The organism is uncultured Streptomyces sp. (assembly GCF_947488945.1).
Taxonomy (GTDB): Bacteria; Actinomycetota; Actinomycetes; order Streptomycetales; family Streptomycetaceae; genus Streptomyces.
In genome coordinates, this window is record NZ_CANLBS010000003.1 from 303,541 (window position 1) to 328,042 (window position 24,502).

A 24,502-nucleotide genomic window follows, 5' to 3' on the forward strand; every position below is an offset into this window, starting at 1 on the left:
CACCCCCGAGCGCACCCCGAACGGCCGGGCGCCCGGCGGGGCAGGCCGGTACGGATCAGACCGCGACGCCGTCGCGCCCGCCCCGCCGGAGCAGCAGCCGGCCGGCCACCCCGGCGACCAGCAGCACCGCACCCGCCGTCAGCACCCACCAGACGGTGGTCCGCAGCGAGGCGGTGAGCGCGTCGGAGACGGCCGCCGCCCCCGCCCGGTCGCCGTCCGGCACCGCGTCCAGCACCCGCGACCTGGCGACCGCCAGCAGTACCCGCAGCACCAGCGCGCCGATCATCAGCCCCGCCCCCGCGACCGCCGCCGCGAACAGTCCGGCGGCGCGGCCGCCCCGGACCGTGGCCAGCCCCACCACCAGGACCAGGAGGACCGCGGTTCCCACGGCCGGCCAGACGCTGGCGTACCGCAGCCACCGGAACGAGCTGCGCAGCCGGTCCGCCGCGTCCCCCGACACGACGGTGAGTTCGGTGTGGGTGACCGGGATCTGGTCGGCGAACGGCGTCCCGTCGTCCACCAGCCGCTGCTTCACCTGCTCGATCACCGGGGCCAGGTCGATGGTGACCGCCTCCCCGTCCTCGTCGTCGAGGGCCCGGGTCATTGCGGTGTGCGCGGTGCGGTTGGCGGAGTCCCACGCGGTGCGGAACGTGTCCGTCGTGGTGAAGGAGAGCACGCCCCGGTGCAGGAACTGCTCGGCGGAATCCTGGAGCGGACCGAGGTCGAGGTGGGTCATCACCTCGTCGGTGATCAGGTCGGCGACGGTGTCGCGCACCGCGGGGTCCGAGGAGAGCGGCGAGACGGCGGCGACATAGCGGTCGGTGTCGTCGATCTCCAGATCCACCCAGGCGGAGAGCGCGCTCAGCGGCACCAGGACGGCGAGCAGCACGAGCAGGAGGGCCGAAAGTGTCGCTGAGTGAGAGGTCCGCACCCGCCCAGCCAATCCCGGCGGCGGGCGGGGCGCTGCGGGCCGTCGGCCATTCGAGTTGCCGTGCGGTGCGACCGGGTGTGCTCTGGAGAGAACGGGGCGAAGGAAGGAGCCATCGCGATGGCCACACACGCAGCCATGCCCTCCCGTGGGGGACCACGGGCCCGCACGCCCGCCCGTCGGCACACGGCGCTGGCCTGGGCGCTTCCGCTCGTACTGGGCGTGATCTACGGCTTCTACGCGGCGTTCATCCGGCGCGACGGAGGCCCCATCACCGGTGGACAGGTCGTGCTCGGCCTGGTGGCCGGGGCGGCGATGGCGGCGCTCTGCTTCGCGCTCGGGCGGGTTCATCACTCCCTGCCGCGCGAGATGCGGGCCGCCGCGTACGGTGCGCTGACCGCCTGCGCGATCGGCTTCCTAGTGAGCCTGACCGACACCACCGTGCTGCGGTCCTCGGTCCTGGGACTGATCGTCGGCATCCCGGTGGCGGTCGCCTGCTTCTACCTGTTCTACACGCACGAGGAGTGAGCGGGACCGGATGAGCCGGTGCGCCTGCGCACCTGCCCGACCGGACGGCAACCGGTAGGCAGGGAGTGACGGCGGGCGAAGACGAAAAGGGGCCCGTGCCGTTCGGCACGGACCCCTTTCGGCGGGGAGGGCGGCGATCGCCGGTCGCGGGCGGGCCGGTTCAGTCGCGGACGACCGTCACCGGGCAGTTGGCGTGCTGCACCACGTGGAGGCTCACCGAGCCCAGCAGGGTCGCCTTGAAACCGCTGTACCCGCGCGCGCCGACGACCAGCAGGTTCGCGCCCCTGGCGCGCTCGATCAGCGACTGCGCGGGATTGCCGAGCACCACGATCTTGGTGATCCCGGCCGCGCCCTCGACACCGAGCGCTTCTTCCAGCGCCTCGTTCAGCGAGGTGGTCGCCAGAGCATGCGGGTCGAAGTCCTCCGGCATGCCCGGCATCATCGATGCCCAGCTCGTCGCGGGGTACTCCCAGCTGTTCACCGCCTCCACGGTGTCGCCCGTGTACTCGGCCTGGCGCACGGCCCACCGCAGCGCCTTGATCGACGGATCCGAACCGTCCACGCCGACGACGATCCTGCCCATGTCTGCCTCCCGTTCCTACGCTTTCGAGGCGTCCCGCCGAGGCGGCGGGACGCCTCCCACTGTAATCAAAACGGACATAAGCCTCTCAAGCGTGGTCCGGGAGAGTCCGGAGTCCGGGAGAGTTCGGGAGAAAGTGGCCGTGATGCCGGGACTGGGCCTGCCGCTCCGGGGCCGGGCCCCGCCGGGACCGGGCCCCCGCGCCGGGGACCGGCATCCCGGGTCTGTATCCGGTGCCGCGCCGTGCCGGCCACCGCCACGGGCCCGTCGCTCACTCCGGGCGCAGTGCCGCCAACTGCTGCTCGAACGGCACGATGGCGTCCAGCCCGTCGTCCAGGCCGAGATCGCGCGTGGCACCCGAGACGGTGCGCCCGAGAACGGCCGAGGCCAGCTCGCCGCCCGCGCGGCGGATGCGGGACGGCAGGCCGTCCGCGTAGCCGTCACCGGCCGCGCCCCAGTCCTCGGAGGCCGCGTAGACGGAGGTCGGCAGCGTCACGGTCCGCAGGTAGGCGAAGAGCGGACGCATCGCGTGCTCCAGCACCAGCGAGTGGCGGGGTGAACCGCCCGTCGCCCCGATGACGACGGGCTTGCCGGTCAGCGCGGTCTTCTCGACCAGGTCGAAGAAGGACTTGAACAGTCCGCTGTACGAGGCGCTGAACACGGGCGTCACCGCGATCAGGCCGTCCGCGCCGGTCACCGCGTCGATCGCCTCGCGCAGCGCGCTCGGCGGGAAGCCGGTGACCAGGTTGTTGGCTATGTCGACGGCGAGGTCGCGCAGCTCCACGACGCGGACCTCGACGGGGCGGTCCGTGCCGGCCGCAAGCTGTTCGCGGGCGGCGGCGGCCAGCCGGTCGGCGAGCAGCCGGGTGGAGGAAGGGCTGCTCAGACCCGCCGACACGGCGACGATCCTGAAAGCGGTGGTGGTCATGACGGTCAGACCTCCTGGGGGGTGGCGGCGGCACGGGCGGCGGTGACCGCCGGGTGGACGGGGGCGTCCGGGACACCGGCCGGGCGCAGTCGGTCGAACTCCTTGCGCAGCACCGGAACGACCTCCTCGCCGAGAATGTCGAGCTGCTCCAGGACCGTCTTCAGCGGGAGTCCCGCGTGGTCCATCAGGAAGAGCTGGCGCTGGTAGTCGCCGACCTCGTCACGGAAGGACAGGGTCCGCTCGATGACCTCCTGCGGGGAGCCCACGGTCAGCGGGGTCTCGCGGGTGAAGTCCTCCAGCGACGGCCCGTGTCCGTAGACCGGCGCGTTGTCGAAGTACGGGCGGAACTCCTTGACGGCGTCCTGCGAGTTCTTGCGCATGAACACCTGGCCGCCGAGTCCGACGATGGCCTGCTCGGGCGTCCCGTGGCCGTAGTGGGCGTACCGCTGCCGGTACAGGCGGACCATCTTCTTGGTGTGGTCCATGGGCCAGAAGATGTTGTTGTGGAAGAAGCCGTCGCCGTAGTACGCGGCCTGCTCGGCGATCTCCGGGGACCGGATGGAGCCGTGCCAGACGAACGGCGGGACGCCGTCCAGCGGGCGGGGGGTCGCGGTGAACGACTGGAGCGGAGTGCGGAACTTGCCTTCCCAGTCGACGACGTCCTCGCGCCACAGCTTGTGCAGCAGCGCGTAGTTCTCGATGGCCAGCGGGATGCCCTGGCGGATGTCCTTGCCGAACCACGGGTAGACCGGGCCGGTGTTGCCGCGCCCCATCATCAGGTCCACGCGGCCGTCGGCGAGGTGCTGCAGGGTGGCGTAGTCCTCGGCGATCTTCACCGGGTCGTTGGTGGTGATCAGCGTGGTGGAGGTGGAGAGGATCAGCTTCTCGGTGCGGGCCGCGATGTAGCCGAGCGTGGTGGTCGGCGAGGACGGGACGAACGGCGGGTTGTGGTGCTCACCGGTGGCGAACACGTCGAGGCCTACTTCCTCGACCTTCTGCGCGATGGCCAGCGTCGCCTTGATCCGCTCGTTCTCGGTCGGTGTCCGGCCGGTGGTCGGGTCGGTGGTGATGTCTCCGACGGTGAAGATCCCGAACTGCATGGCGCCCGCCTCCGTTGTTGTTGAACCTTGAACTATCTGAACACACCCTACAACGGGACCACCCCCCGCCCTATTCCGGCACCTCGCCCCCGACCGCGTTCCGCCCGGTCCGCCCTGGTCAGGAGCGTCGCCCTGTCCTCCGCCGGCCGACCGACAGAGGGACGGCGCGTACGTGCGTACGCCGGGGGCCGACGGGTGCGCGATGGTGGTCGGTGCTCGGCGGACGACGGAGCGGCGCCCCCTCCGGGCGTGAAGGTGCGGGTGTGTTGCGGGGCGACAGAGAGGGAGCGTCCGTGAGCGAGCGCGAGACCGAGGAGTGGAAAGAGCGCGGAGTGGCGCTCCGCGTCTTCCTCTATATCTTCGGCACGCACCTGTTCGCGGGTTTCGTCTACCTGCTGTTCTACGTCGGCGACCACGCCCACAAGTGACCCTCCGTGCACGGGGGCGACTCCGGGGGTGCACGGGGACGGTGGGTGATGCGGTGCGGCGGGGGTTGCGGGGGGCGTGGGCGAGGGGTGCCCGGCGGGCCGGTGGGCGGTGCGAATGGCGCTTGATGTGCAGCGAGTTGGCCTGTGGTGGCTGGCCGGGCCATAGACTCGTGGAGCACTGTGGCGAGGGGGTTTGCGTGAGGTCGGGCAGGAAGCAAAGAAACAGCAAAGCCCCCTGAAACGCGCAGGTCGCGAAGTGCTCTCCGCGCGAGCGGAGGTGGGCCGCACCCCGGCGGCGACGAACACGGATGCGGCGCGTGCTCTCCGCGCGAGCGGAGGTGGGCCGCGGCTCGGCCTGGCACCCCCCGCGGGTCCGGTGTGCTCTCTGCGCGAGCGGAGGTGGGCCGCACGGCGGCACCCTGCGCCGCCTCTGACTCGGGTGCTTTCCGTGCGAGCGGAGGTGGGCCGGATTCCGGGGACGGGATGGGGGATCGGCTCGGCGGGTGGGCCGCGTGGGGTCATCGGGGTCGTCGTCGGTAGCGCAGGAACGTGGCGACCAGTTCGGGCAGCGCCCTTACGACGGCGACTGTGTCGGAGCGGTTGGCGCGGAACAGGGCGACGATGCAGACGACGGCGGCGCAGAGGATCCCGAGAACAAGCGCGATCGGCAGCAGAAGAAGCATGGGGTCGATGGCCATGGGTCCGTTCTCCCTTGGTAGAAAAAGTCCTCCCGTCCCGGACACCTCCGGGACGACGGGAGCACAGTGGGGGACCAGGGGGTTAGCCGGGCAAGGGGCGTTCTGCGTCCCTTCAGGGTTTGCGGGGCGGGCCCTGACCGGCGACCGGTGAGTGCCTGGAGTTCCCGGCTGAGGCCGGACACGGAGATGTCTGCATCCACGAACAACTCGCCGCAAACGCGAGAGAGTGGCCCATGGCAGAGCGGGTGAACGTGCGGATCCTTCTGCTGCTGGGCAATCGGTCAGGTGCTGACCGGTTCTATGTCGTGCCGCCACCGCGACGCGGAGGGCGCGGACGGCGCGGGCCCCGCAGGGCCCCTTGCCGGTGGTGAGGCCGTGTTGTCACCCTGCCCGCCATACCCGCCTGAATCCCCCGGCCTTCGCTTATCCCCGCGCGTTACACTCGCCCCATGACCTCCGTACCGTTCCGCGCTTGGTGGCGCTCCCTCTAGGGGCGGCCACCTTCTGCGCGCGCGGGACCAGGGCCGTTCGAATAGGGACGGCCCTTTTTGCTGCCCGGCGGGCGGCCGAGCGGACCCGGAACGCCTTGCCCGCGAGCGGGCCGTCCTCCACGCATCCAGCGTCGCGAGGAGACTTCCGTGAACACCGTCACCGCACCCACCGCACCCGCCGTAACCGCACCGCCCACCTCACCCCTGGCCGCCGCCACGCTCGCCACCGCTCGGCGGCGTACCGCCGAGCTGGAGCGGGAGATCGAACGGGAACCCGGGCGCTTCCGGGTCGTCACCGGAGACCGGCCGACCGGGCCGCTCCACCTCGGGCACTACTTCGGGACGCTGCGTAATCGCGTACGGCTCCAGGAACAGGGGGTGGAGGTGTTCGTGCTCATCCCCGACTACCAGGCGCTGACCGATCGGGACGTCGTGGACGGGCTCGCCGGGACCATGGAGGGGCTGGTGCTCGACCATCTCGCCACCGGCATCGATCCCGACCGCTCCACGATCTTCCACCACAGCGCGGTACCCGCCCTGAACCAACTGCTGCTGCCCTTCCTCAGTCTGGTCTCCGTCGCCGAGCTGGGACGCAACCCCACGGTGAAGGACGAGATCGCGCACTCCCGGCAGCAGGCGGTCAACGGGCTGATGTACACCTATCCGGTCCACCAGGCCGCCGACATCCTGTTCTGCAAGGGGAATCTGGTGCCGGTGGGCCAGGACCAGTTGCCGCACCTGGAGCTCACCCGGACCGTCGCCCGCCGATTCGCCGAGCGGTACGGCCCCGTGTTCCCCGAGCCGGAGGCGTTGCTCTCCGCCGCGCCGCTGCTGCTCGGCACCGACGGCGGCAAGATGAGCAAGAGCCGGGGCAACGCCATCGCCCTCGGGGCCACCGCCGACGAGACGGCGCGCCTGATCAAGCGCGCGGTGACGGACACCGAGCGGAGGATCACCTACGAGCCCGAGCGCCGCCCCGCCGTCTCCAACCTGGTGCTGCTCGCCGCCCTCGCTCAGGACCGTGATCCGCACGAGGTCGCGGAGGAGATCGGCGACGGCGGCGGGGCCGCTCTGAAGCGGATCGTGACGGATGCCGTGAACACCCACCTGGCTCCGTTGCGCGCCCGGCGGGCGGAGTACGCCCGCGACCTCGGCCACGTGCGGTCCGTGCTGCGGGCGGGCGACGCGCGGGCGAACGAGATCGCCGAACGCACCCTGGACGAGGTGCGCGACGCGATGGGCACCCTGCGGTAGGCCCTCCCGCCCGGCCCCACGTCCGCGCAGCAGCGCCGAACGCGGTGGCCCGCTACCCCCGCGTCCCCGTCACCGCCACCCGCGCCGACCGGCGGCGCGAACCGGTGGCCCGCTACCCCTGCGTCCGCGTCACCACCCGGGGCCGGCGCAGCAGTTCGGCGAGGCCGCGGCGGGTGGCGGCTATGACGACGCGGTCCTCGGCGCGCAGGACGTAGCCGGGGTGCAGGTCCCAGACGAGGCCGGAGGCCGGGCGGGTGCCGTCGGGGCCGTACGGGGGCACGGCGGCCAGGTCGGGTAGGCGGTCGCCGGGCGGCGTCGTGTCCATCGCGATGACCCGCCAGGCCCCTGCGCGGAACGCCTGTGCCACCGTGTGGCCCTCCAACTGCGGGTGGTCGCCCACCTCCAGGGCGGCGAACAGCATGACCTTGCGCTCGACCGGCACCGCGCCCAGGATCTGCCGTCCCATCATCGCCACCGCGAAGGACGGCGCGGACAGGTGCGTCACCGAGCGGGAACGGGTGACGGCCTGCGGGTGGGCGGTGCGCAGGGTGCGGTGGACGGCGGTGGCGAACTCGTCGTCGTACAGCCGTAGGGCGACCCGCAGCTCGGGCTTGATCGACCGGGCGTACAGGGTCGCTTCGAGGTTGGTGGTGTCGTTACTGGTCAGGGCGAGCAGGGCGCGGGCGCGGCCGATCTTCGCCGCCTCCAGCACGCCTTCCTGGGTGGCGTCGCCGACGACGGTCGGCACGTGGAGCGAGCGGGCCACCGGGATGCCGCGCGCATCCGGGTCGTTCTCCACGACGACGACCGGGATGCCGAGTTCGCGCAACCGTACGAGGACCCTCGTGCCGACCTTGCCGAGGCCGAGCAGCACCACGTGCCCGGACAGGCCGCGCGGCGGGCGGCGCAGGGCGGAGGCGGTGCGCAGGGTGCCGAAGGCCTCCAGGACGGCGGCGACGAGCAGGGGCAGGAGCAGCAGCCCGGCGAGGCCCGCCAGTAACTGGATGACCTTGCGGGCGTCGGGTGCGCTGTCCTCGGCGGGGTCGCCCATGGCCAGCAGGTCGAGCAGCGTGAGGTACGCGGCATGCAGGGGGCTGTCCTGGGTGGTCACCACGGAGGCGATGGCCAGGGCGACGACGGAGGCCGCGACCCCTGCCGCCGACCAGCGCAGCCGGCGGGAGAAGACCTGGCTCAGCGGTGCCCCCCGGCCGCCCATCCGAGGGGCGGTGCGGTCCCGCCCGGCCTGGACGACCGTCTCCAGGACCACTGTCCCGCGGCCGTGGGCAGCGGCCACCGACGCCTCGTCGGGCAGCAGTCGCGGCCCGTCCGAGCCGCTGCTGTCGGACCCCTCGGCGCCCGCCGGGTCGGTACGGGTGGAGGAGAGCAGGGCCAGGGTGCAGAGCCCGGGGTCAGGGGTCTCGCCGGGACGCGGCGGGAGGCGTTCGGCGGCGCGCAGCAGGATGCCCTCCGCCTGCACGATCTTGCTGGAGCCGGTGAGGGCGGTCGCGGCGAGGGCCGGGGCCGCGGTGTCGGCGTCGGAGAGCACGGTGGTGCTGGTGTCGAGCGCGGTTCCCGCCAGGCCGGGCGCGGCGACGGCCGCCGCCTGGTCGAGAAGGGTCTCCAGGTGCTGTCCGAGCTTGCGGTTGTAGAGCCGGATCACCAGCCGGAGACGGGGGTTGAGCCGTCGGGCGGTGAGTGCGGCCCGGATGTTGCGGTCGTCGTCGTCGTAGACGAGCGCGAGTGCCGCGGCGTGCCCGATGCCCGCCCCGGTCAGCACGTCGTCCGAGGGTTCGGCGGCCTCGACGATGGTGACGGGGTCGACCTGGGCGTTGGTGTCGCTGTCGCTCGCACCCACCCCGTCGAGGGTCCCGTTGGCCGCTCCGGCGCGGTTGATGGCGGCCGACATCCGGCCGAAAAGCGCTGCCGCGCGGGCCCGTTGGGTCGGCGGGAGGTCGGGCCGGCCGGACTCGCGGTCGGGCGGGACCAGCAGGGTGACCCGTTCGCCGTAGACGTACCGCAGCTCCACGGCGAGCCGCCGGGCCAGGGCGTCGTCGCCGCACACCATCATGTGGCGGTGCGCGGGCGGGTGCGGGGGGCGCTGGGGCTGTTGGGGTAGTGGCGACACGAAACCCAGCATGCCCTGCCTCCCTGCGGTCGTGGTGGAGTCCGGGTGATCTTCGGGTGGGCGGCCGGTCGGAGTTCGGACACCGGAGTACGTACCTCCGGTCCGGGGCGCAGCGGGACGGCGGGACCCGGGCGGGACCGCGGCCGGGACGTCCCGGCGGTGTCCGGCGGGGGACCCGGCCGGGGCGCCCTGCGGGGTACGGCCGGGGACACCGAGGAGACCGGTCGAGGCTGTCGGGCCCTACGCCGCTCGTCAGTCCTGACGTTGTCGCTGCCGTTGTTCCTGTCCCTGTCCCTGTCCCTGTCCCTGTCCTTGCCGCGCCCCGACCGCTGGGCGGGCCCCCGTCGGTGGGCGGTCCTCCGTCGGCCGGCCGACCCCGATCGGCCGCAGGGCCCGCCGCATCCGCTCCGTGGCCAGGCCGAGGGGGACGAGACAGACGGCGACGAGGCGTACGGCGGTCCACGCGACGAGCAGCGCTCCGGTCAGGACCGCGAGGGCGAGCAGTGCTTTCGGGCCGCCCTTCACGCCGTGGTGCAGCAGCAGCGCGGAGCCGGTCAGGGTGCAGAGCCAGCCGACGCAGACGATCAGCGAGACGGAGACGGCGACCGGCATTCCGCCGAGTCCGGCGCGGTGCGGATCGAGGTCTTGGTCGAACGCGTCGGGCCGGGCCGCGCCCGCCGCGACCAGCAGCCAGAAGCAGGTCACGACCACCAAGGCCGCGCTGAAGAGGACGGTGGGAAACCCGACCGCCGCGTGAAGGTAGACGTGCATGGTCATCGGTCCCGGTCCCCCCGTAAGCCGTGGGGGGTGTGTACGGGCCGGGCGGGGGAGGCGAGGGGGCGGGGTCCAGGGGTGCGGCTCCGTACGTGGAGTCGCACCCCCGGAGGTTCCCCCGTTTCCCCGTTCCCCCCGTATCCCCGTGAACTCCCCCGTGTTTCCCCCGTGTTGTCCCCCGCTGTTCCCCCTGTGTGGTGCTGACAGGATCGTGTCAGGGGAGACCGCTGTGCGCATTGCCGGAATCCGGCAATCTTTATGCATACTTGATGCCGGGCACTGGCACCGGCGCATGTGCGTTCCGCCCCTGTACGCGAGGTTCGCACGGGGGAGGGCACACATGGCGGAGCCGAGGATTCCGGCCGAGGCGCTGGGGGACTACACCGGCATTCTGGCCGAGGTCGCGCGCACCGGACGGCGGCTGACCCGCGCGGAGTTGGAGACCCGGAGGGAGCTGGGCCGGGCGGCGGCGGAGGCGGGGTACCAGCTCCGCGCCCTGGTGACCCTGCATCTGGCGGTGACCCGCGCGCACTGGCCGCAGGCCGCCGTGGCGGCAACGGCCTCGACCACGGACTCGGTGCTGGCGGCGGTGGAGCAGGCGGTCGACGCCTTCGCGGAGGGTTTCGAGCGGGCGCAGCGGCTGACGGTCCGGCGGGAGGAGGCCGCGCGCCGCGAGTTCATCGACGATCTCCTCTACGGACGCAGCGACATGGGACGGCTGGCCGAGCGGGCGACCCGTTTCGGGCTGCGGTTGTCGCGCGCCCACGCGGTGGCGGTGGCGGCGGGCGGTGAGGCGTACACGGAGACGGATCCGGTGCCGCGTGCGGTGGAGGCGGCGCTGCTGGCGCGGTTCAGTGGCCGGAAGATCCTGCTCACCACGAAGGACGGCAGGCTGGTGTGCATCGCGCCGGGCAGCCAACCCGACGTGCTGCGGCATTTCGCCAAGCAGTCGCACGCGGCGACCGAGGGCGGCCAGGTGGCGATCGGCCGGGCGCACCGCGGGCCGGGCGGCGTGGTGGCCTCGTACGACGAGGCGCTGGAGGCGCTGGACCTGGCGACCAGGATGGGGCTCGACGATCCGGTGCTGCACGCCTCCGATTTGCTGGTCTACCCGGTGCTCACCCGTGACCGGCAGGCGATGGCCGACTTGGTGCGCAGCCAGCTCGGGTCGCTCCAACGGGCCAGGGGCGGCGCCGAACCGCTGCTGGAGACGCTCTCGGTCTACTTCGACGTCGGCTGTGTCTCGGCGGAGGCGGCCCGCCGTCTCTCGCTCAGCGTGCGGGCGCTGACCTACCGCCTCCAGCGCATCCACGAGCTGACCGGTGCCGACCCTTCCGACCCGATGCACCGCTACTCCCTGCAAACGGCCGTCATCGGCGCCCGGCTGCTGGACTGGCCCGCGACGGAGCTCTGAACGCGCGGCCCGGACCCGACGGGCCGACTGCCGAGGGGTGGCGTGCGGGGTTACGGGGTGGCGCGCGGGGCGCACGCATCGGCGGCCTCACTGCCGGACTCCGGCAACGGTTCCGGCCAGCTCGCGCCCGCCCCCGGGCCGCGCCCGTCCCCGTCCCCGGCCCGCGCCCGTCCGGCCCCGCCCTGAGCGCGGACGCGCGTGCTCACGGAGGACGAGCGCGCTCACGAAGGGCGGGCGCGCTCACGAAGGGCGGGCGCGCTCATGAAGGGCGGTCGCGCTCACGAAGGGCGGTCGCTCCTGCGGGTTTCAGTCCCCGACGTCCCGTTGCCGTAGGTCGTCCAGCGACTCCCGGCGTATGAGCAGCCGCGCGGCGCCGTCGGCGACGGCGACCACCGGCGGCCGTCCCACCAGGTTGTACGCGGACGCCATCGACAGGTGGTACGCCCCCGCCGCCGGCACGGCCAGCAGGTCTCCCTGCCTTACGTCGCCCGGAAGTCCGACCCCGTCGGCCAATACGTCCCCGGCCTCGCAGTGGCGGCCGACGACGGTGACTCCCCGCGCGGGCGCGGCCGAGACCCGGCCGACGAGTCGGGGCGCGTACCGCACTCCGTAGAGCGCCGGGCGCGGGTTGTCGCTCATCCCGCCGTCGACGGCCACGAAGGTGCGGGTGCCGGTACGTTTCACCGCCAGCACCCGGTACACGGCGACCCCGGCGGGGCCGACGATCGCGCGTCCCGGTTCGACGGTGAGCCGCGGCACGGGCAGACCCGCCCGCGCGCAGCCCTCGGCCAGTTCGGCGCGGATCCGTGCGGCCAGCGCGGGGACGTCGAGGACGTCGTCGCCCGGCCGGTAGGCGATGCCGTGTCCGCCGCCGATGTCGAGGCCGCGCAGGGTGACCCCGTGCTTCTCGTGGACGCGTGCGAGGAGGCCCACCATCCGGCGCACCGCTGAGACGTACGGCTTCACGGAGGTGATCTGCGAGCCGATGTGACAGTGCAGGCCGACGAGTTCGAGGCCCGGCTGGTCCAGCACACGGTCGATGGCGTGCTGTGCCGAACCGTCGGTGAGGGACAGGCCGAACTTCTGGTCGTCGGTGCCGGTACGGACCGCGCTGTGGCCCCCGGCGGCGATGCCGGGCACCACACGGATCATGACGGCCTGCCTGCTGCCGTGCGGGACGAGGGCGGCGAGCCGGGCGATCTCCGAGCCGCTGTCCAGGACGATCCGGCCGACGCCGAGCCGTACGGCGGTCCGCAGGTCCTCCGGGCTCTTGGCGTTGCCGTGCAGCACGACGCGGTCGGCGGGGAAACCCGACTCGACGGCCACCAGCAGTTCACCGGCCGAGCAGACGTCGAGGCCGAGTCCCTCCTCGCGGACCCAGCGGACCAGGGTCCGGCAGAGGAACGCTTTGGCGGCGTACACGACGTCGGCCTCGGCCGCCGGGAAGGCGGCGCGGTAGAGGCGACAACGGCCGCGCACCTCGTCCTCGTCCAGCAGGTAGAGCGGGGTACCGAAGCGGTCGGCGGCCTCGGCCAGTGGAACCCCGCCGACCGCCACGTCCCCGCCGGGGACGAACCGTGCGGAGGTGGGCCAGGGACTGCCCGGCTCTGCGGCGGCGCGCGGCGGTGGCGGGCACGGCCGGTACGGGGACGGGACCTCGGGCGTGGTGACGACGGTCATGGCAGACCCCCTTCTCAACTGCGGTGCAGGGCGAGGCCCGTGGCGGAAACGGGCGACGGGCGGTCGGCGGCTGCCACGCGACCGGAAGGTGCGACCGGAGCGGCCGAGAACTGAGGGTCCACGACGAGCCGGCGCACGCCGAGTGGCGCGGCGAGGGCCCGGAGAGCCGGTTCGGACAGGACGATCCACCCTTGCGCGGCCCCCAGTACGCGGGCGAGTCTGGCCGGTGAGGTGAAGGCGACCGCCGTACGGTCCCCGAGCGGGGTGCGGAACAACCGCGCCGTGATCACCGAGGCGTGGCGCTCGGATCCCGGCCGGACGGGCACGAAGAGAGGTCCGGCCGGGACGGGTTCGAGGGGGTCGGGCTCCGACGAGGCAGGGTCCATGGAGTGCTCCAGGCGTCTGCGGACCACGGGTGCGATCCGGTGTGCCCGACCGACGCTATGCGCGCTCCGCCCGCCCGTCGGCCGGCTCTTCGAGGACTGACGCGCGCTTGACGCCGACCCCGGCGACGTTGACGCCGCACTGACGCGAGCGGCCGGTCCCGTGCGGCCGGACCGCCCGAGCGAGCCACCCGACGAGATACCGGCCGACGCGCTGCCCCCGCCCGGAGCGTGCTGCCCCGGTCACGGACGGGCGCGCGGGCGTGCGGGGCGAAACAGAAGGGCTACCCGGCTCCGCCCCGCTGGCGCTGCACCGTCTTCACCAGGTGCGCGAGGGCCGCCTGCGCCTCGCGGTCGCGTGCGTCGTCGATCGCTTCGAGGGCGGCGGCCGCTGCCTCACGGACGGGGTGGGGAACACCCTCGGCGGCGGTGAGCCGGTACGCGGCGGCGCGGCGCGCGGCGCGTTCGGCGGGATCCACCGCCTCGGGCCCGGCCAGCGGGAAGACGGAGACGCCGTAGGCGGATATGCCCAGCACCACCATGTCTCCGAGGCCGTCCGCGTACCCGAGGGAAGCCGCCCGGTCGCGGCCTTCCCGGATTCCGGCGGCCATGCGGCGGCGTGCCAGCACCGTCCCCAGGGCCGCGCCGCCTCCCAGCGAGAGCATGCACGCGGCCGCGAGGAACGGGCCGTCCCAGACATAACCGGCTACCGCGCCGAGCCCGGCGAGAGCCACGGTCCAGCCGGCCGCCATCCGGGTGCTCATCTGCTCGGGAGTGGTGTCCATGGGGGGAGTGTCCCAGCCCGTCCGGCCGGACCGCCGTGGGGCCCCGCTTCAACTCGACGGGTCAGGCGAGGCCTTGGGCGCACGAGGGCGGGGGTGACGCCGTTCCGTACGCGGTGAGCAGCGGTGTTGTCGGCACGGAAGGGCGGAAGGGGAAGGGCGCGAAGTTGACGAAGCGTGAATGGCGCGGGGCGGTCACTGTCCGGGGACAGCCTCGCGGTTCGCGGCATCGCGTCGCTCGTTCGGGTGTGCAGAACCGTTCCGGCGACGGGAGCGGGCATGGAGGCCCGTTGCGGGGACTTACGGTGACCGCATCTGACGCTCCGTGCAGGAGGTCGAGGTAGTGACCCGCGCACGGAGCGGCCCCCGGAGGTGTAATCACACCGCGCCGAGGGCCTTCACACCAGTGGAACGGACCCACCAGAAATGCTGCGTCATGTTATCCCGCCCTCTTCGCGCTACACCAAGGCGTCGAACGACATCGTGCGGCATCCGCGTCTGAACAGTGACGCGAAGATCCTTCTGTTGTACGTCCAGGGGCTTCCGGGCGACGAGCAGTGCAAGCCGTTGGGTGAGCTGGCGCGGCGGGCGAGGATCACGGGGCGTGCGTACCAGGCGGCGAAGACGGGGCTGAAGGAACACGGGTATCTCCACGAGGTCCGTCGTCAGGTCGAGGGCGGTCTGTGGGCGACGCGTCAGTTCCTGACGAATGTGCCGCTGTCGCCGGAGGAGGGCGCCCGCCGACTGGGCGAGGGCCCTTCGGGCGCCGGGGTTCCACCGAGTACGCACTGTCCGACGGTCGGTGGACCGGGGAGCCGGTTCGCCGGTGGTCAACTACCCGGGGAAGACCACAGTGATAAGACCACTCCCCACCCACCCCCCGGAACGCGTGGCCCTCACGTACCGGCTCCTGCCAGCGGTGAACCGGCCGTGACGACACCCGAACCGGCCGTGACGACATCCGAACCGGGCGTGACACCCGAACCGGGCCCGGCACTCGAACCGGCCGTGACGTCCGAACCGGCCGTGACGTCCGATCCGGCCGTGATGCCCGATCCGGCCGCCACACCTGAGCCGTCCGCCGCACCCGCGATCGTCCCCGCCCCTGAGCAGTCCGCCCCGCAGCAGTCCGATCCCGCTCGCGCCCGCCGTCTGCGTACCGCCGAGCGCGTGCTGCTGTCGCTGCGGCGCGCACGCCGCGAACTCCACCTCGGGGAACAGGAAGCACGCTCCCTCGCCCCCGAAGCCGCCGAATGGCTGGCCCGGGGCATCACCGAGGACGACCTGCGCCACGCCCTCCTCGCCGAACACCCCACCGACGGAATCCGCTCCGCCGTCGGCTTCCTCCGCCACCGCCTGAACCGGAAACTCCCCGAACCCCGGTTCGCCCCGACCCCACCGCCCGTCTTCCTCCCCCGGCCCCTGCGCCCCTGCACCGCCCCCGGCGACGAACACCTCTTCCGCCCCCACGCCGACGAAACCGAATGCCCCCAGTGCCGCCCACGCCCTACGCCCCCCACCACCTGGGTGGCCGACGACACCCCCGACTTCCCACCCACCGCCACCTGGCGCGAACGCTTCACCATCGTCGCCCAACAGGACGCCGCGCACCGGGAGTAACGACCTGCGCGCACGGCACGCGCACGGCCCACGCGAACGGCCCGCGCGCCGTTCAAGGACGGTGCGCGGGCCGCAGGGAAGCCGAAGCCGTTCGGGTCGGGTCAGGAGGTCAGGACCGGTTGATCGGTTCCTGATCGCGCGTCTCGCCGAGTTCCTCCGGCGTGAGTCCGTCCGGAGTGAGGTCGTCCGGCGTGAGTCCCTCGTACGCGGTCCGGGACGCGCCCGGGGACGCGGTTCGGGCCGCGCCCGGAGCCGTACCGGAGTCCGCGCCGGTCTTCTCGACCGCACCCGGAAGCCCCTGCGGGGCGGGCGCGGTCCCGACCGGCTTGTCCGAACCGGCGCGGGCCGCCTGGATCCTGGCGGCGACCGGCTGCGTCCACCGGGCGGTGAGCGGGCCGAGGATCACCAGGATGAGGACGTACGCGGTGGCGATCGGCCCGATCCGGGGCTCGGTGGCGACGGCGAGGCCCGCGATGACGATGGAGAACTCGCCGCGCGCGACCAGCGTCCCGCCCGCACGCCAGCGGCCGCGCGAACCGATGCCCGCGCGCCGGGCCGCGTACCAGCCGGTGAAGATCTTCGTCGCCACCGAGACGATCGCCAGCAGCGCGGCGGGCAGCAGCACCGGCGGGATCTCGGCGGGGTCCGTGGACAGGCCGAAGAACACGAAGAAGACGGCCGCGAACAGGTCCCGGAGCGGGGTGAGCAGCTTGCGCGCGCCCTCGGCGACTTCGCCGGAGAGCGCGATGCCGACGAGGAACGCGCCGACGGCGGCGGAGACCTGGAGCTCCTGCGCCACCCCGGCGACCAGCACGGTCAGTCCGAGGACGACGAGCAGCAGCATCTCCGGGTTGTCGGAGGAGACCGCGCGGCTGATGGTGCGGCCGTGGCGCAGTGCCAGGTAGAGGACGAAGCCGACGGTGCCGAGCGCGATCAGCAGCGCCATGCTGCCCCCGGCGAGTCCGGCGCCCGCAAGCATCGCGGTGAGCAGCGGGAGGTAGACCGCCATCGCCAGGTCCTCGATGACGAGGACGCCGAGGATGACCGGGGTCTCCCGGTTGCCGAGGCGTCCGAGGTCGGTCATGACCTTGGCGATCACGCCGGACGAGGAGATCCAGGTGACTCCGGCCAGCGCGACCGCGCCGACCGGCCCCCAGCCGAGCATCAGCGCGGCGACCGCGCCGGGTGTGGCGTTGAGGACGAAGTCGACCAGTCCGGAGGGGTATTGGGTCTTCAGGCTGGTGACCAGCTCGGAGGCGCTGTATTCGAGCCCCAGCAGCAGGAGCAGCAGGATGACGCCGATCTCGGCGCCGACGGCGGTGAACTCCTCGCTCGCGCCGAGCGGCAGCAGCCCGCCCTCGCCGAACGCGAGGCCGGCCAGCAGATAGAGGGGGATGGGCGAGAGGCCTATCCGGCCGGCGAACCGGCCGATGATCCCGAGTCCCAGGATGACGGAGCCCAGCTCCACCAGCAGTGCGGTCGTGTCGTGCACGGTCAGCCCTCCGCAATGATCTCGGAGAGCGCGTCGACGCCCTCACGCGTGCCGACGACCACGAGGGTGTCGCCGATGGCCAGCCGGAAGTCGGGGCCGGGGGACGGGTGGGCGCTGTGGGTCCGCAGCACCGCCACGATGGAGGCGCCGGTGCGCGTCCGTGCCCGGGTGTCGCCCAGCACGCGGCCGCCGTAGGGCGAGCGCGCCACCAGCGGGATGTGCTCGGTGACGAGGTCGATCCCGTCGGTGCGGACGGCGTCGATGGGCGCGGGGTCGATGAGGTGCGCGAGGGCGGTCGCCTCGTGCGTGGTGAGTGGCACCGTCAGCCGGCACGTATCGGGGTCGTCCTGTTCGTAGAAGCCGATGAACCGGCGCCCGTCGTGGTGGACGACGACCGACATGTGCTGACCCGACTCGGTGATGAAGTCGTACCGGGCTCCGACTCCGGGCAGCGACGTACGGCGAGTTCCCATGGCTTCCTCCCGACAGGCGCTCCCGCGCCGGTGGAGTGCGCCCCGCACTCCTTGGTGATCTCTTTAACCGACCATTACTTTAACGGGATCCATACGCGCATCGGAGGGCCGGGGTGGGCGGCGAGGTGGTATGGGCCCCGCGCGTACGGGTGCCGTCCCTCCGGCCGGCCGACGGCGGTGGACGAGGTCCGGGCATGGAACAGCCCACGGCGGCGGGGTGCGGAGTGCGCCGTGGGCCGAACGCTGCGGAGGCGGGCGGAAGAGGCTCGGAGCCCGTCCCCCTCTCAGTCGGTGACGTCGATCCTGCCGTCCTGGGACGCAGCCTTTCCGGTGGCGGCGGTGGCGGCGGTGGCGGCCGGCTGAGCGGGGACCCCGCCCGTCGCCCCGGTGGAACCGGTCGCCGCGCGTACGCCCTTGAGGTTCTGGAGGACGGACGCGAGGTCGACCCCCGTGGCGGAACTGAGGAGTTCCATGCCCTGGGTGACGTTGTCGGTGACCGTACGGGCCAGTTGGCTCGCGCCGTCCGTGGAGATGACCGTCAGCTTGTCCACCGCGCTGAGCGGCTCGGACGCCTTGGCGACCACCTGCGGCAGTACCTCCACCATCATCTGCAGGACGGCCGCGTCGCCGTACTGCGCGAACGCGTCCGCCTTCTTCCGCATCGCCTCGGCCTCGGCGGCACCGGTGGCGGCGATGGCCGACGCCTCCGCCTCGCCCTCGATGCGCACCGCCGCGGCCAGCGCGGAGCGGTGCAGCTTCTCGCCCTCACCCATCAGCCGCGAGCGCTCCGCCTCCGCCTCGGCCTCCTTGACCCGCGCGATGCGGCGTCCCTCCGCCTCCTGCTCGGCGCGGTAACGGGCGGCGTCGGCGGGCTTGCGGACCTGGGTGTCGAGTTCGCGGTCGGTCAGCGCGGCCTGCCGCTGGGCCACCTTCTCCTGCTCGGCGAGGACTTCCTGTTGGCGCGCGGCCTCGGCGAGCGGACCCGCCGCGTTGGCCTGTGCGGCGGCCTCGTCGGTCTGGGCCTTGATCTCGGCCTGCTTCAGGTAGAACGTCCGCTCCGCGACGGCGATCTCCTCCGCCGCCTTCAGCCGGGCCTGCTCGGCCGCCCGCCGGGCGATGGCCTCCGCGATGTCGGCCTCCTGCTTGGCGCGTGCGGCCTCCGGGCGGCCGAGGTCCTCCAGGTAGGAGCCCTCCGTGGTGATGTCCTGGATCTGGAAGGCGTCGATGATCAGGCCCTGGCCGGAGAGGCTGGCCTCCGCCTCTTCCGCGACCTGCCCGGCGAAGGCGGCCCGGTCGCGGATGATGTCCTCCACCGACATCCGGCCGACGATGGCCCGCAGCGCGCCGGAGAGGACTTCCTGGGTGAAGCGGACGATGCCGTCCTGCTGCTGGAGGAAGCGCTGGGCGGCGGCCCGGATGGCGTCCTCGCTGCCGCCGACCTTGACGATGGCGACGCCTTCGAGGTGTGCCTTCACCCCGCGCAGCGTGACCGCGCCCCGTACCGCGACGGGGATGTGCCGGCTGGAGAGGTCGAGCGCGAACTTCTGCTGGACGAACGGCACCACGAAGACGCCGCCGCCGACGACGACCTTCTGGCCGCTGTTGTCGATGCTGGTGCGGCCGGTGGCCGGATCGGTCTGCCGCTTGCCGCGGCGGCCGGTGATGATGAACGCCTGGCTGGGCCCCGCGACCTTGTAGCGGGTGATCACGGCGAGGCTCAGCAGGACGAGCAGGACGACGACGCCGATGGCGGCGATGACGACTGGACTCATGTGGACGAATCCCCCCTGTGCCGCCCGGTCGGACGGCGGTCGTGTGCGGAATGCGGGTGGTGCGAGCGGTGCGCATGGTGCGAGCGGTGCGAGCGGTGCGTGCCGTTACGGCGGGGCGGGCGCGGGGCCGGTGGGGCCGGTGGGGCCGGTGGGGCCGGTGGGGTCGGGCCCGGTTCAGCGTTCGACCGGGCGCACCGAGACCGAGGTGGTGGACAGCTCGGCCTCCACCCATATCTCGGCCCCCCGGGCGACCGGTGCGGCGGATTTCGCCGCGTATTTCACCGTGTGGCCGCCGAGCCGCAGCAGCACTTCGCCGTAGCCGCCGGCCGGGATGGCGGTGACGACGGACCCGGAGGTGCCGATCAGGTCTCCGCCCCGCGGGGTCGCGTCGGTCTGGTCGCGCATCAGGGCGCGGCTGAAGCGCCAGGTCAGCCACCCCGCCGCCACTCCCGCGACCGCCCCCGCGGCCACGGCGACGAGGGGACCGGCCGCGGTGGTGCCGAGGACGAGCGCGCCGCCGAAGCCGAGCATCGAAACGAACCCCGCGATCACCGGAAGCGACAACAGGCCGTCGAAGAAGCCGCCGAGCATGTCCCCGAAGAGCCCTTCGAGCAGCCCGTCGAGGACCAGCGAGACCACCAGCAGCGCGATCCCCGCCATGCCGAGCCCGAGAAAGAAGGTCATTCGCCCGCCCCCGCGTGTGCGAACCAGGTGCCGGACACCCCCGATGCCCGGCCGGATCACTGGACTTGTTCCGTCGGACCGGCACCCCGAAACCGTCCGTGCGGAGTTGTTGCGGACCGTGCCGAACCGTGGCGGACCGGACCGTCGGACCGCCCCCGGACCGCCGACGTCGGTGCCGGGTTCTTCCGGACCGCCGCCGGTTCCGCCCGGCTGACCGGACTGTCCCACGGCCCGGCCGACCGGTTCATTGCCGGAATCCGGCAGAGTTCACGCGGACTTGATGCCGGAGAGCTGCTCGGCCAGGGTGTCGAGCGACTGGAAGGTCGCGCCCAGCAGGGCCACGTGCTTCCACCGCAGCGTGCCGTCCGGGCCGATCAGGAAGATCGACCGCCGCACCCCGATGCCCGGCGCGGTCACGCCGTACGCCCGCGCCACCGTCCGGTCCGTGTCGGCCAGCAGCGGCATGCGCAGACCGTTGCCGAGCGCGAAGGACTCGTGGCTGTCCACACCCTGTGGACTGATGCCCCAGACCTCCGCCCCCAGCTCCTCGAAGGTTTCCAGGCCGGAGGAGTACGAGCAGAGCTGCTTGGTGCAGACGGCGGTGTTGTCGCCGGGGTAGAAGGCCAGCACGAGCGCCCGGCCGCGCGCGGCGGACGGCGTGTACGCGCCGCGTGTGAAGTTCTCGCCGGTCAGCGCGCCGCCCGGCAGCGTGAAGTCGGGTGCGGCGTCGCCGACGCGGGGTCCTGATGCCATGACGTCTCCAGTGGTCGGTGTCTGGCGTGCGCCGCGCCCACCGCGGGCCGCCGGTCGGCGGCGCCGGCGTTCGTCCGGGACGCGGACACGCGGATGCCGAGCAGTATGGCCCCGCGACCGTCCGGCGCCGTGAGTGTCCGGCCCTGTGACCGTCCGGTCCCGCGACCGTCCGGGGACCGGACCGCTTGCCGCTCGCGGGTCCCCCGCGTCCCCCGCCGTGTCCCTCCTTTGCCCGGCCGGGTGTCCACTCGCATGGGCATACCGGGTGATGCCGGGGGAAACTGGTCACGGACCGACGAAGCGGAGGTGTCGTGTGCGGGCCGAAACCGATGGGGAACCGGCGTCACCCGACGACCTTTGCCTGCTGGCGGCCCTCGCCGACGGCTCACCCGCCGGGGTCGCCGTGCTCGACGGCCGGCTGCGCTACGTCTACGTGAATCCGGCGCTCGCCCGGCTCCACGGCATCTCCCCCGCCGGTCACCTCGGCCGGACCGTCGGGGAGGTGCTGCCCGACTTGGACGTGCGGGAGGACGTGGTGCGCAGCGTGCTGGCCGACGGGGTCCCCCGCGAGACGACCTCGACCGGGAGCACCTGGAGCCCGTCCGCCCACCCGCACCGCTTCTGGCACGTCGCCTACCACCGGCTGGCGTGGCGGGACGGGGCGCACGCGGTGATGTCGGTGGTCACGGAGATCAGCGACGTCCAGAACGCCAAGGACGAGCTGGAGCGGGCCCGCCGCCACCTCTCCATGCTCGACACCGCCGCCGTCCGCATCGGGACGACGCTGGACATGGACACCACGTGCGCCGAACTCGCCGACTTCGTCGTCCCCGAACTCGCCGACATGGCGTCCGTGGAGGTCTTCCCGCCGGACGTCGGACACAGCGTGCGCCACGCGCCGCCCGGTGTGCTGCGGCTGCGGCGGGCCGCCTTCGCCACGCGTCCGGAGTTCCGGGAACCGGCGAGCGTGTTCTCCCACGAAGGGGAGTACATCGACTACGACGAGGATTCGCTGGTCGCGCGGTGCCTCGCGACCAATCAGCCGGCCGTCGAGCTGCTGGGGAACGCGACCCGGTTGCGCAGGGCCGATCCCCCGGAGGAGATCATCGCCGCCCACCGCGCGGTGGGGCTGCACTCCGCGGTGGTCGTCCCGCTCGCGGTGCGCGGACGCCCGGTCGGCACGCTCAACCTCGTACGCGTCGGTGATTCCCCCACCTTCACCGACGACGACGTGCTGGTGGCCCGCGAACTCGCCGGGCGGGCCGCGGTCGACCTGGACCACGCGCGCCGCTACACCCACGAGCACAGCATCGCCAGGGAACTCCAGCGGGCGCTGCTCTCCGAGCCGCGCGGCCCGCACGCCCACGTCGAGGTGGCCACCCGCTATCTGCCGGCCGACCGGGGCGCGGTGGTGGGCGGCGACTGGTTCGACGTGGTGCCGCTGCGGGACGGCCGGCACCTCAAGGTGATGGGCGACGTGATGGGTCACGGCGTCGAGGCGGCCGTCGCGATGAGCCACTACCGCTCGCTGCTGCGGATGCTCGCCGGGGACGACCTGCCCCCGCACCGCGTGCTGGAGCGGCTCGACACGATGGTGGAGCGCTCCGGGATCGACCGGGCGGCGACCTGCCTGATCGCTGTGGTCGACCGCTTCGGTGGGGTCTGCGAGATCGCCAGCGCCGCTCACCTGCCGCCCGTGCTCATCGAACCGGGTGTGGGCGCCCGGGTGGTGCCGGTGGCGCCGGGGCCGCCGCTCGGCATGGGCTTCGGCGGCTACCGCACGGAGGTGGTGCCGTGCGGGCCGGGGGCGGTGCTCTTCATGTACACCGACGGGCTCGTGGAGCGCCGGGGCGAGGACATCGATGTCTCCGTGGGGCGGCTGGAGACGCTGACCCTCCCGGAGAGCGGGCTGCTGGAGGACCTGCTGGACGAGGTACTCGACCGGTTCGGCGACGGCGCGGACGACGACATCGCCGTGCTCGCCTCGCGGATCAAGGAGAGCGTCGGCCAGATCGCGGAGGTGCACGAGACACCGACGGCGGCCCCGGCATCCGCACCCGCCCCGGCATCCGCGCCCGCATCCCTGCCCGACTCGGCGTCGCCGTCCCGCCCGGTGCTGGTGGACGGCCCCCGCCCGGCGCGCGGCGCCCGGCTCCTGGACGCCGAAGACACCGAGCCGTCCGGCCGCGGCGGCGGGAACGGCGGACGCGGGGACGCGGACCACCCGCCCCGGGAGCCGAATCGCTGAGCTCCCGGAGCGGGTGGTGGGGTGGGGGATACGGGTCGGCCGTCAGCCGGACCGCCGTGTCACTGCGCCGTCTCTGGTTTGCGGCGGAGCTGCCGCAGCACGATCGCCGCCGAGGTGATCAGCGGGAGCAGACCCGCGACCGCGTCGGCCGTCGTCAGCTTGTCCGTCGTGCCGCGGGTGTGGCGGACCCGTTTCAGCGCCCTGACCACCGCGAGCGCGCTGGTGCCGAAGCTCAGCGCGAGACGCGCCTTCGACCCGCCCGCGCCGCCGCTCCGGTTCGTCGACCTGATCCTGGCCATCTGCGCGTACCTCCTCTGGTGCGCTCCGTGCGGTCCGTGCGGGGGGTGACCGGGAGTTCCGGTGCCGCCTCCGCCCGTCCGCCGAGCCGTCCGCCGTACGTCGAAGCCGCCCGTACGTCCGCATCCCACGAAACCGGGTGCGTGCGGCCGCCGCAAACGGGGGGACCGCGGGAGCCCGTCGCGCGGACGCGGTGGGTGGAGCGCCAGGGGACAACCACCGCTCGAACGAGGGGCTTTCGGGGGTGCGGAACGTGAAGTAGCCCTTCACGACGGGGGATGCGTGAAGGGCTACGCGCACATTATGGACCCGTCGGCCCCGGGGCGACAACTGACCGGTAGGTCAGCACGGTTCGTGCTGGCGCGAGGGCGGGCGGGGTCGCTGCGGCCGGCGCGCGGCAGGGCCGCCGGAGCCTCGCGCTCCGGCGTGCGCCCTGCTGCGGCACCACGCGGAAGCGGGCCCGCGGACGGCTGGTCACGGGGCGCGGCCGGACCCCGGTCCTGCGGCGGGACAGAAAGTTTCCTGCCGTGGCACCGGAAAACCTGTCCCGGCTACCATAGAGATGACACGCTTGGACACGAGGAGTATCTGGGACCTGGGAAATCTGCGGGAGCGGCGGAGCCGCTCCCGGGTGTCACCCACGGATCCCGGAAGAGGTGCTATGCCCCCGGAAACCACATCACGAGCCGCGGACCCGCTGGACGACGACGACTACCCCGCCTACACCATGGGGCGGGCCGCGGAGATGATCGGCGCCACGCCCGCGTTCCTGCGCGCACTCGGCGAAGCCCGTCTGATCGCCCCGCTCCGCTCCGAGGGAGGCCACCGCCGCTACTCCCGCTACCAGCTCCGCGTCGCGGCACGCGCCCGGGAGCTGGTCGACGCGGGCACCCCGGTGGAGGCGGCCTGCCGCATCGTGATCCTGGAGGACCAGTTGGAGGAGGCGCTGCGCCTCAACGAGCAACTGCGCGGGGGCGACGGCTCCGGCGGCTGAGGGGGTTCCGGACGGGCCGGCGGCGGGACTGCCTGAATATCTGTCGCGGCCGGGGCAGATATACGGGTAATGCGCG

Annotated in this window: 23 protein-coding genes and 1 CRISPR repeat array; of the genes, 7 read left to right on the forward strand and 16 right to left on the reverse strand. The window is 73.0% G+C overall.

Translation table 11 applies throughout. From position 1 onward, the window contains the following. Positions 1-55: 55 nt before the first annotated feature. The gene (locus tag Q0994_RS05745) at positions 56-931 is read right to left on the reverse strand and encodes a hypothetical protein (protein ID WP_299529863.1); all 876 of its coding nucleotides are present in this window, start codon (positions 929-931) and stop codon (positions 56-58) included. A gap of 117 nt (positions 932-1,048) precedes the next feature. Between Q0994_RS05745 and Q0994_RS05750 the strand changes: the two genes are divergently transcribed. Then, entirely contained in the window at positions 1,049-1,456 is a 408-nt protein-coding gene (locus Q0994_RS05750; protein WP_299529865.1) for a hypothetical protein, read from the forward strand. 160 nt (positions 1,457-1,616) lie between these two features. Here Q0994_RS05750 and Q0994_RS05755 read toward each other — a convergent pair whose 3' ends face one another. From Q0994_RS05755 to Q0994_RS05765, 3 genes are all read right to left on the reverse strand, one after another. Beyond that, positions 1,617-2,039 carry a universal stress protein gene (locus Q0994_RS05755; protein ID WP_299529867.1) on the reverse strand — a complete coding sequence of 141 codons (423 nt, stop codon included), beginning with the start codon at positions 2,037-2,039 and terminating at the stop codon, positions 1,617-1,619. A gap of 268 nt (positions 2,040-2,307) precedes the next feature. Continuing rightward, the gene (locus Q0994_RS05760; protein ID WP_299529869.1) at positions 2,308-2,964 is read right to left on the reverse strand and encodes an FMN reductase; all 657 of its coding nucleotides are present in this window, start codon (positions 2,962-2,964) and stop codon (positions 2,308-2,310) included. 5 nt (positions 2,965-2,969) lie between these two features. Beyond that, positions 2,970-4,064, reverse strand: coding sequence for an LLM class flavin-dependent oxidoreductase (locus Q0994_RS05765; RefSeq protein WP_299529871.1), 1,095 nt, complete (start codon positions 4,062-4,064; stop codon positions 2,970-2,972). Positions 4,065-4,357: 293 nt separating this feature from the next. On the opposite strand from Q0994_RS05765, the gene Q0994_RS05770 reads away from it, so the two are divergent. Beyond that, complete coding sequence (locus Q0994_RS05770) at positions 4,358-4,492, forward strand: DUF6126 family protein (protein WP_299529873.1); 135 nt, start codon at positions 4,358-4,360, stop codon at positions 4,490-4,492. A 256-nt stretch (positions 4,493-4,748) separates the two neighbouring features. Further along, positions 4,749-4,962: direct repeats of the CRISPR family, unit length 31 nt; unit sequence GTGCTCTCCGCGCGAGCGGAGGTGGGCCGCA. A 48-nt stretch (positions 4,963-5,010) separates the two neighbouring features. On the opposite strand, the gene Q0994_RS05775 is transcribed toward Q0994_RS05770, so the two are convergent. After that, the gene (locus Q0994_RS05775; RefSeq protein ID WP_299529875.1) at positions 5,011-5,190 is read right to left on the reverse strand and encodes a hypothetical protein; all 180 of its coding nucleotides are present in this window, start codon (positions 5,188-5,190) and stop codon (positions 5,011-5,013) included. Between the two features lie 695 nt (positions 5,191-5,885). Here Q0994_RS05775 and trpS point away from each other — a divergent pair. Beyond that, on the forward strand, positions 5,886-6,935 hold the full coding sequence (gene trpS, locus Q0994_RS05780) for a tryptophan--tRNA ligase (protein ID WP_299530318.1): 1,050 nt from the start codon (positions 5,886-5,888) through the stop codon (positions 6,933-6,935). A gap of 112 nt (positions 6,936-7,047) precedes the next feature. On the opposite strand, the gene Q0994_RS05785 is transcribed toward trpS, so the two are convergent. After that, on the reverse strand, positions 7,048-9,072 hold the full coding sequence (locus tag Q0994_RS05785; protein WP_299529878.1) for an NAD-binding protein: 2,025 nt from the start codon (positions 9,070-9,072) through the stop codon (positions 7,048-7,050). 240 nt (positions 9,073-9,312) lie between these two features. After that, positions 9,313-9,831, reverse strand: a complete 519-nt coding sequence (locus tag Q0994_RS05790) for a hypothetical protein (protein ID WP_299529880.1) — start codon at positions 9,829-9,831, stop codon at positions 9,313-9,315. A gap of 343 nt (positions 9,832-10,174) precedes the next feature. On the opposite strand from Q0994_RS05790, the gene Q0994_RS05795 reads away from it, so the two are divergent. Further along, a complete protein-coding gene (locus tag Q0994_RS05795) occupies positions 10,175-11,248 on the forward strand; it encodes a CdaR family transcriptional regulator (protein ID WP_299529882.1) in 1,074 nt (357 codons plus the stop codon). Between the two features lie 306 nt (positions 11,249-11,554). Here Q0994_RS05795 and lysA read toward each other — a convergent pair whose 3' ends face one another. The 3 genes from lysA to Q0994_RS05810 all read right to left on the reverse strand — a co-directional run bounded on the left by lysA (position 11,555) and on the right by Q0994_RS05810 (position 14,096). Then, positions 11,555-12,928, reverse strand: coding sequence for a diaminopimelate decarboxylase (gene lysA, locus Q0994_RS05800; RefSeq protein ID WP_299529884.1), 1,374 nt, complete (start codon positions 12,926-12,928; stop codon positions 11,555-11,557). Between the two features lie 14 nt (positions 12,929-12,942). Further along, on the reverse strand, positions 12,943-13,314 hold the full coding sequence (locus Q0994_RS05805) for an SAV_915 family protein (protein ID WP_299529886.1): 372 nt from the start codon (positions 13,312-13,314) through the stop codon (positions 12,943-12,945). Between the two features lie 281 nt (positions 13,315-13,595). Continuing rightward, the gene (locus Q0994_RS05810) at positions 13,596-14,096 is read right to left on the reverse strand and encodes a hypothetical protein (protein ID WP_299529888.1); all 501 of its coding nucleotides are present in this window, start codon (positions 14,094-14,096) and stop codon (positions 13,596-13,598) included. Between the two features lie 1,023 nt (positions 14,097-15,119). Between Q0994_RS05810 and Q0994_RS05815 the strand changes: the two genes are divergently transcribed. Then, on the forward strand, positions 15,120-15,713 hold the full coding sequence (locus tag Q0994_RS05815) for a hypothetical protein (protein WP_299529890.1): 594 nt from the start codon (positions 15,120-15,122) through the stop codon (positions 15,711-15,713). A gap of 109 nt (positions 15,714-15,822) precedes the next feature. On the opposite strand, the gene Q0994_RS05820 is transcribed toward Q0994_RS05815, so the two are convergent. From Q0994_RS05820 to Q0994_RS05840, 5 genes are all read right to left on the reverse strand, one after another. Beyond that, the gene (locus Q0994_RS05820; RefSeq protein WP_299529892.1) at positions 15,823-17,205 is read right to left on the reverse strand and encodes a cation:proton antiporter; all 1,383 of its coding nucleotides are present in this window, start codon (positions 17,203-17,205) and stop codon (positions 15,823-15,825) included. Positions 17,206-17,207: 2 nt separating this feature from the next. Then, positions 17,208-17,678, reverse strand: coding sequence for a cation:proton antiporter regulatory subunit (locus tag Q0994_RS05825; protein ID WP_299529894.1), 471 nt, complete (start codon positions 17,676-17,678; stop codon positions 17,208-17,210). 284 nt (positions 17,679-17,962) lie between these two features. After that, positions 17,963-19,450, reverse strand: a complete 1,488-nt coding sequence (locus Q0994_RS05830; RefSeq protein ID WP_299529896.1) for a flotillin family protein — start codon at positions 19,448-19,450, stop codon at positions 17,963-17,965. A gap of 174 nt (positions 19,451-19,624) precedes the next feature. Continuing rightward, a complete protein-coding gene (locus Q0994_RS05835) occupies positions 19,625-20,134 on the reverse strand; it encodes a hypothetical protein (protein ID WP_299529898.1) in 510 nt (169 codons plus the stop codon). Between the two features lie 267 nt (positions 20,135-20,401). Further along, a complete protein-coding gene (locus Q0994_RS05840) occupies positions 20,402-20,887 on the reverse strand; it encodes a peroxiredoxin (RefSeq protein ID WP_299529900.1) in 486 nt (161 codons plus the stop codon). Positions 20,888-21,200: 313 nt separating this feature from the next. On the opposite strand from Q0994_RS05840, the gene Q0994_RS05845 reads away from it, so the two are divergent. Then, a complete protein-coding gene (locus Q0994_RS05845; RefSeq protein ID WP_299529902.1) occupies positions 21,201-23,135 on the forward strand; it encodes a SpoIIE family protein phosphatase in 1,935 nt (644 codons plus the stop codon). A 59-nt stretch (positions 23,136-23,194) separates the two neighbouring features. Here Q0994_RS05845 and Q0994_RS05850 read toward each other — a convergent pair whose 3' ends face one another. After that, on the reverse strand, positions 23,195-23,434 hold the full coding sequence (locus Q0994_RS05850; protein WP_299529904.1) for a hypothetical protein: 240 nt from the start codon (positions 23,432-23,434) through the stop codon (positions 23,195-23,197). Between the two features lie 659 nt (positions 23,435-24,093). On the opposite strand from Q0994_RS05850, the gene Q0994_RS05855 reads away from it, so the two are divergent. Next, positions 24,094-24,426: a MerR family transcriptional regulator gene (locus Q0994_RS05855; protein ID WP_299529905.1), complete on the forward strand. Its 333-nt coding sequence runs from the start codon at positions 24,094-24,096 to the stop codon at positions 24,424-24,426. Positions 24,427-24,502 lie beyond the last annotated feature (76 nt).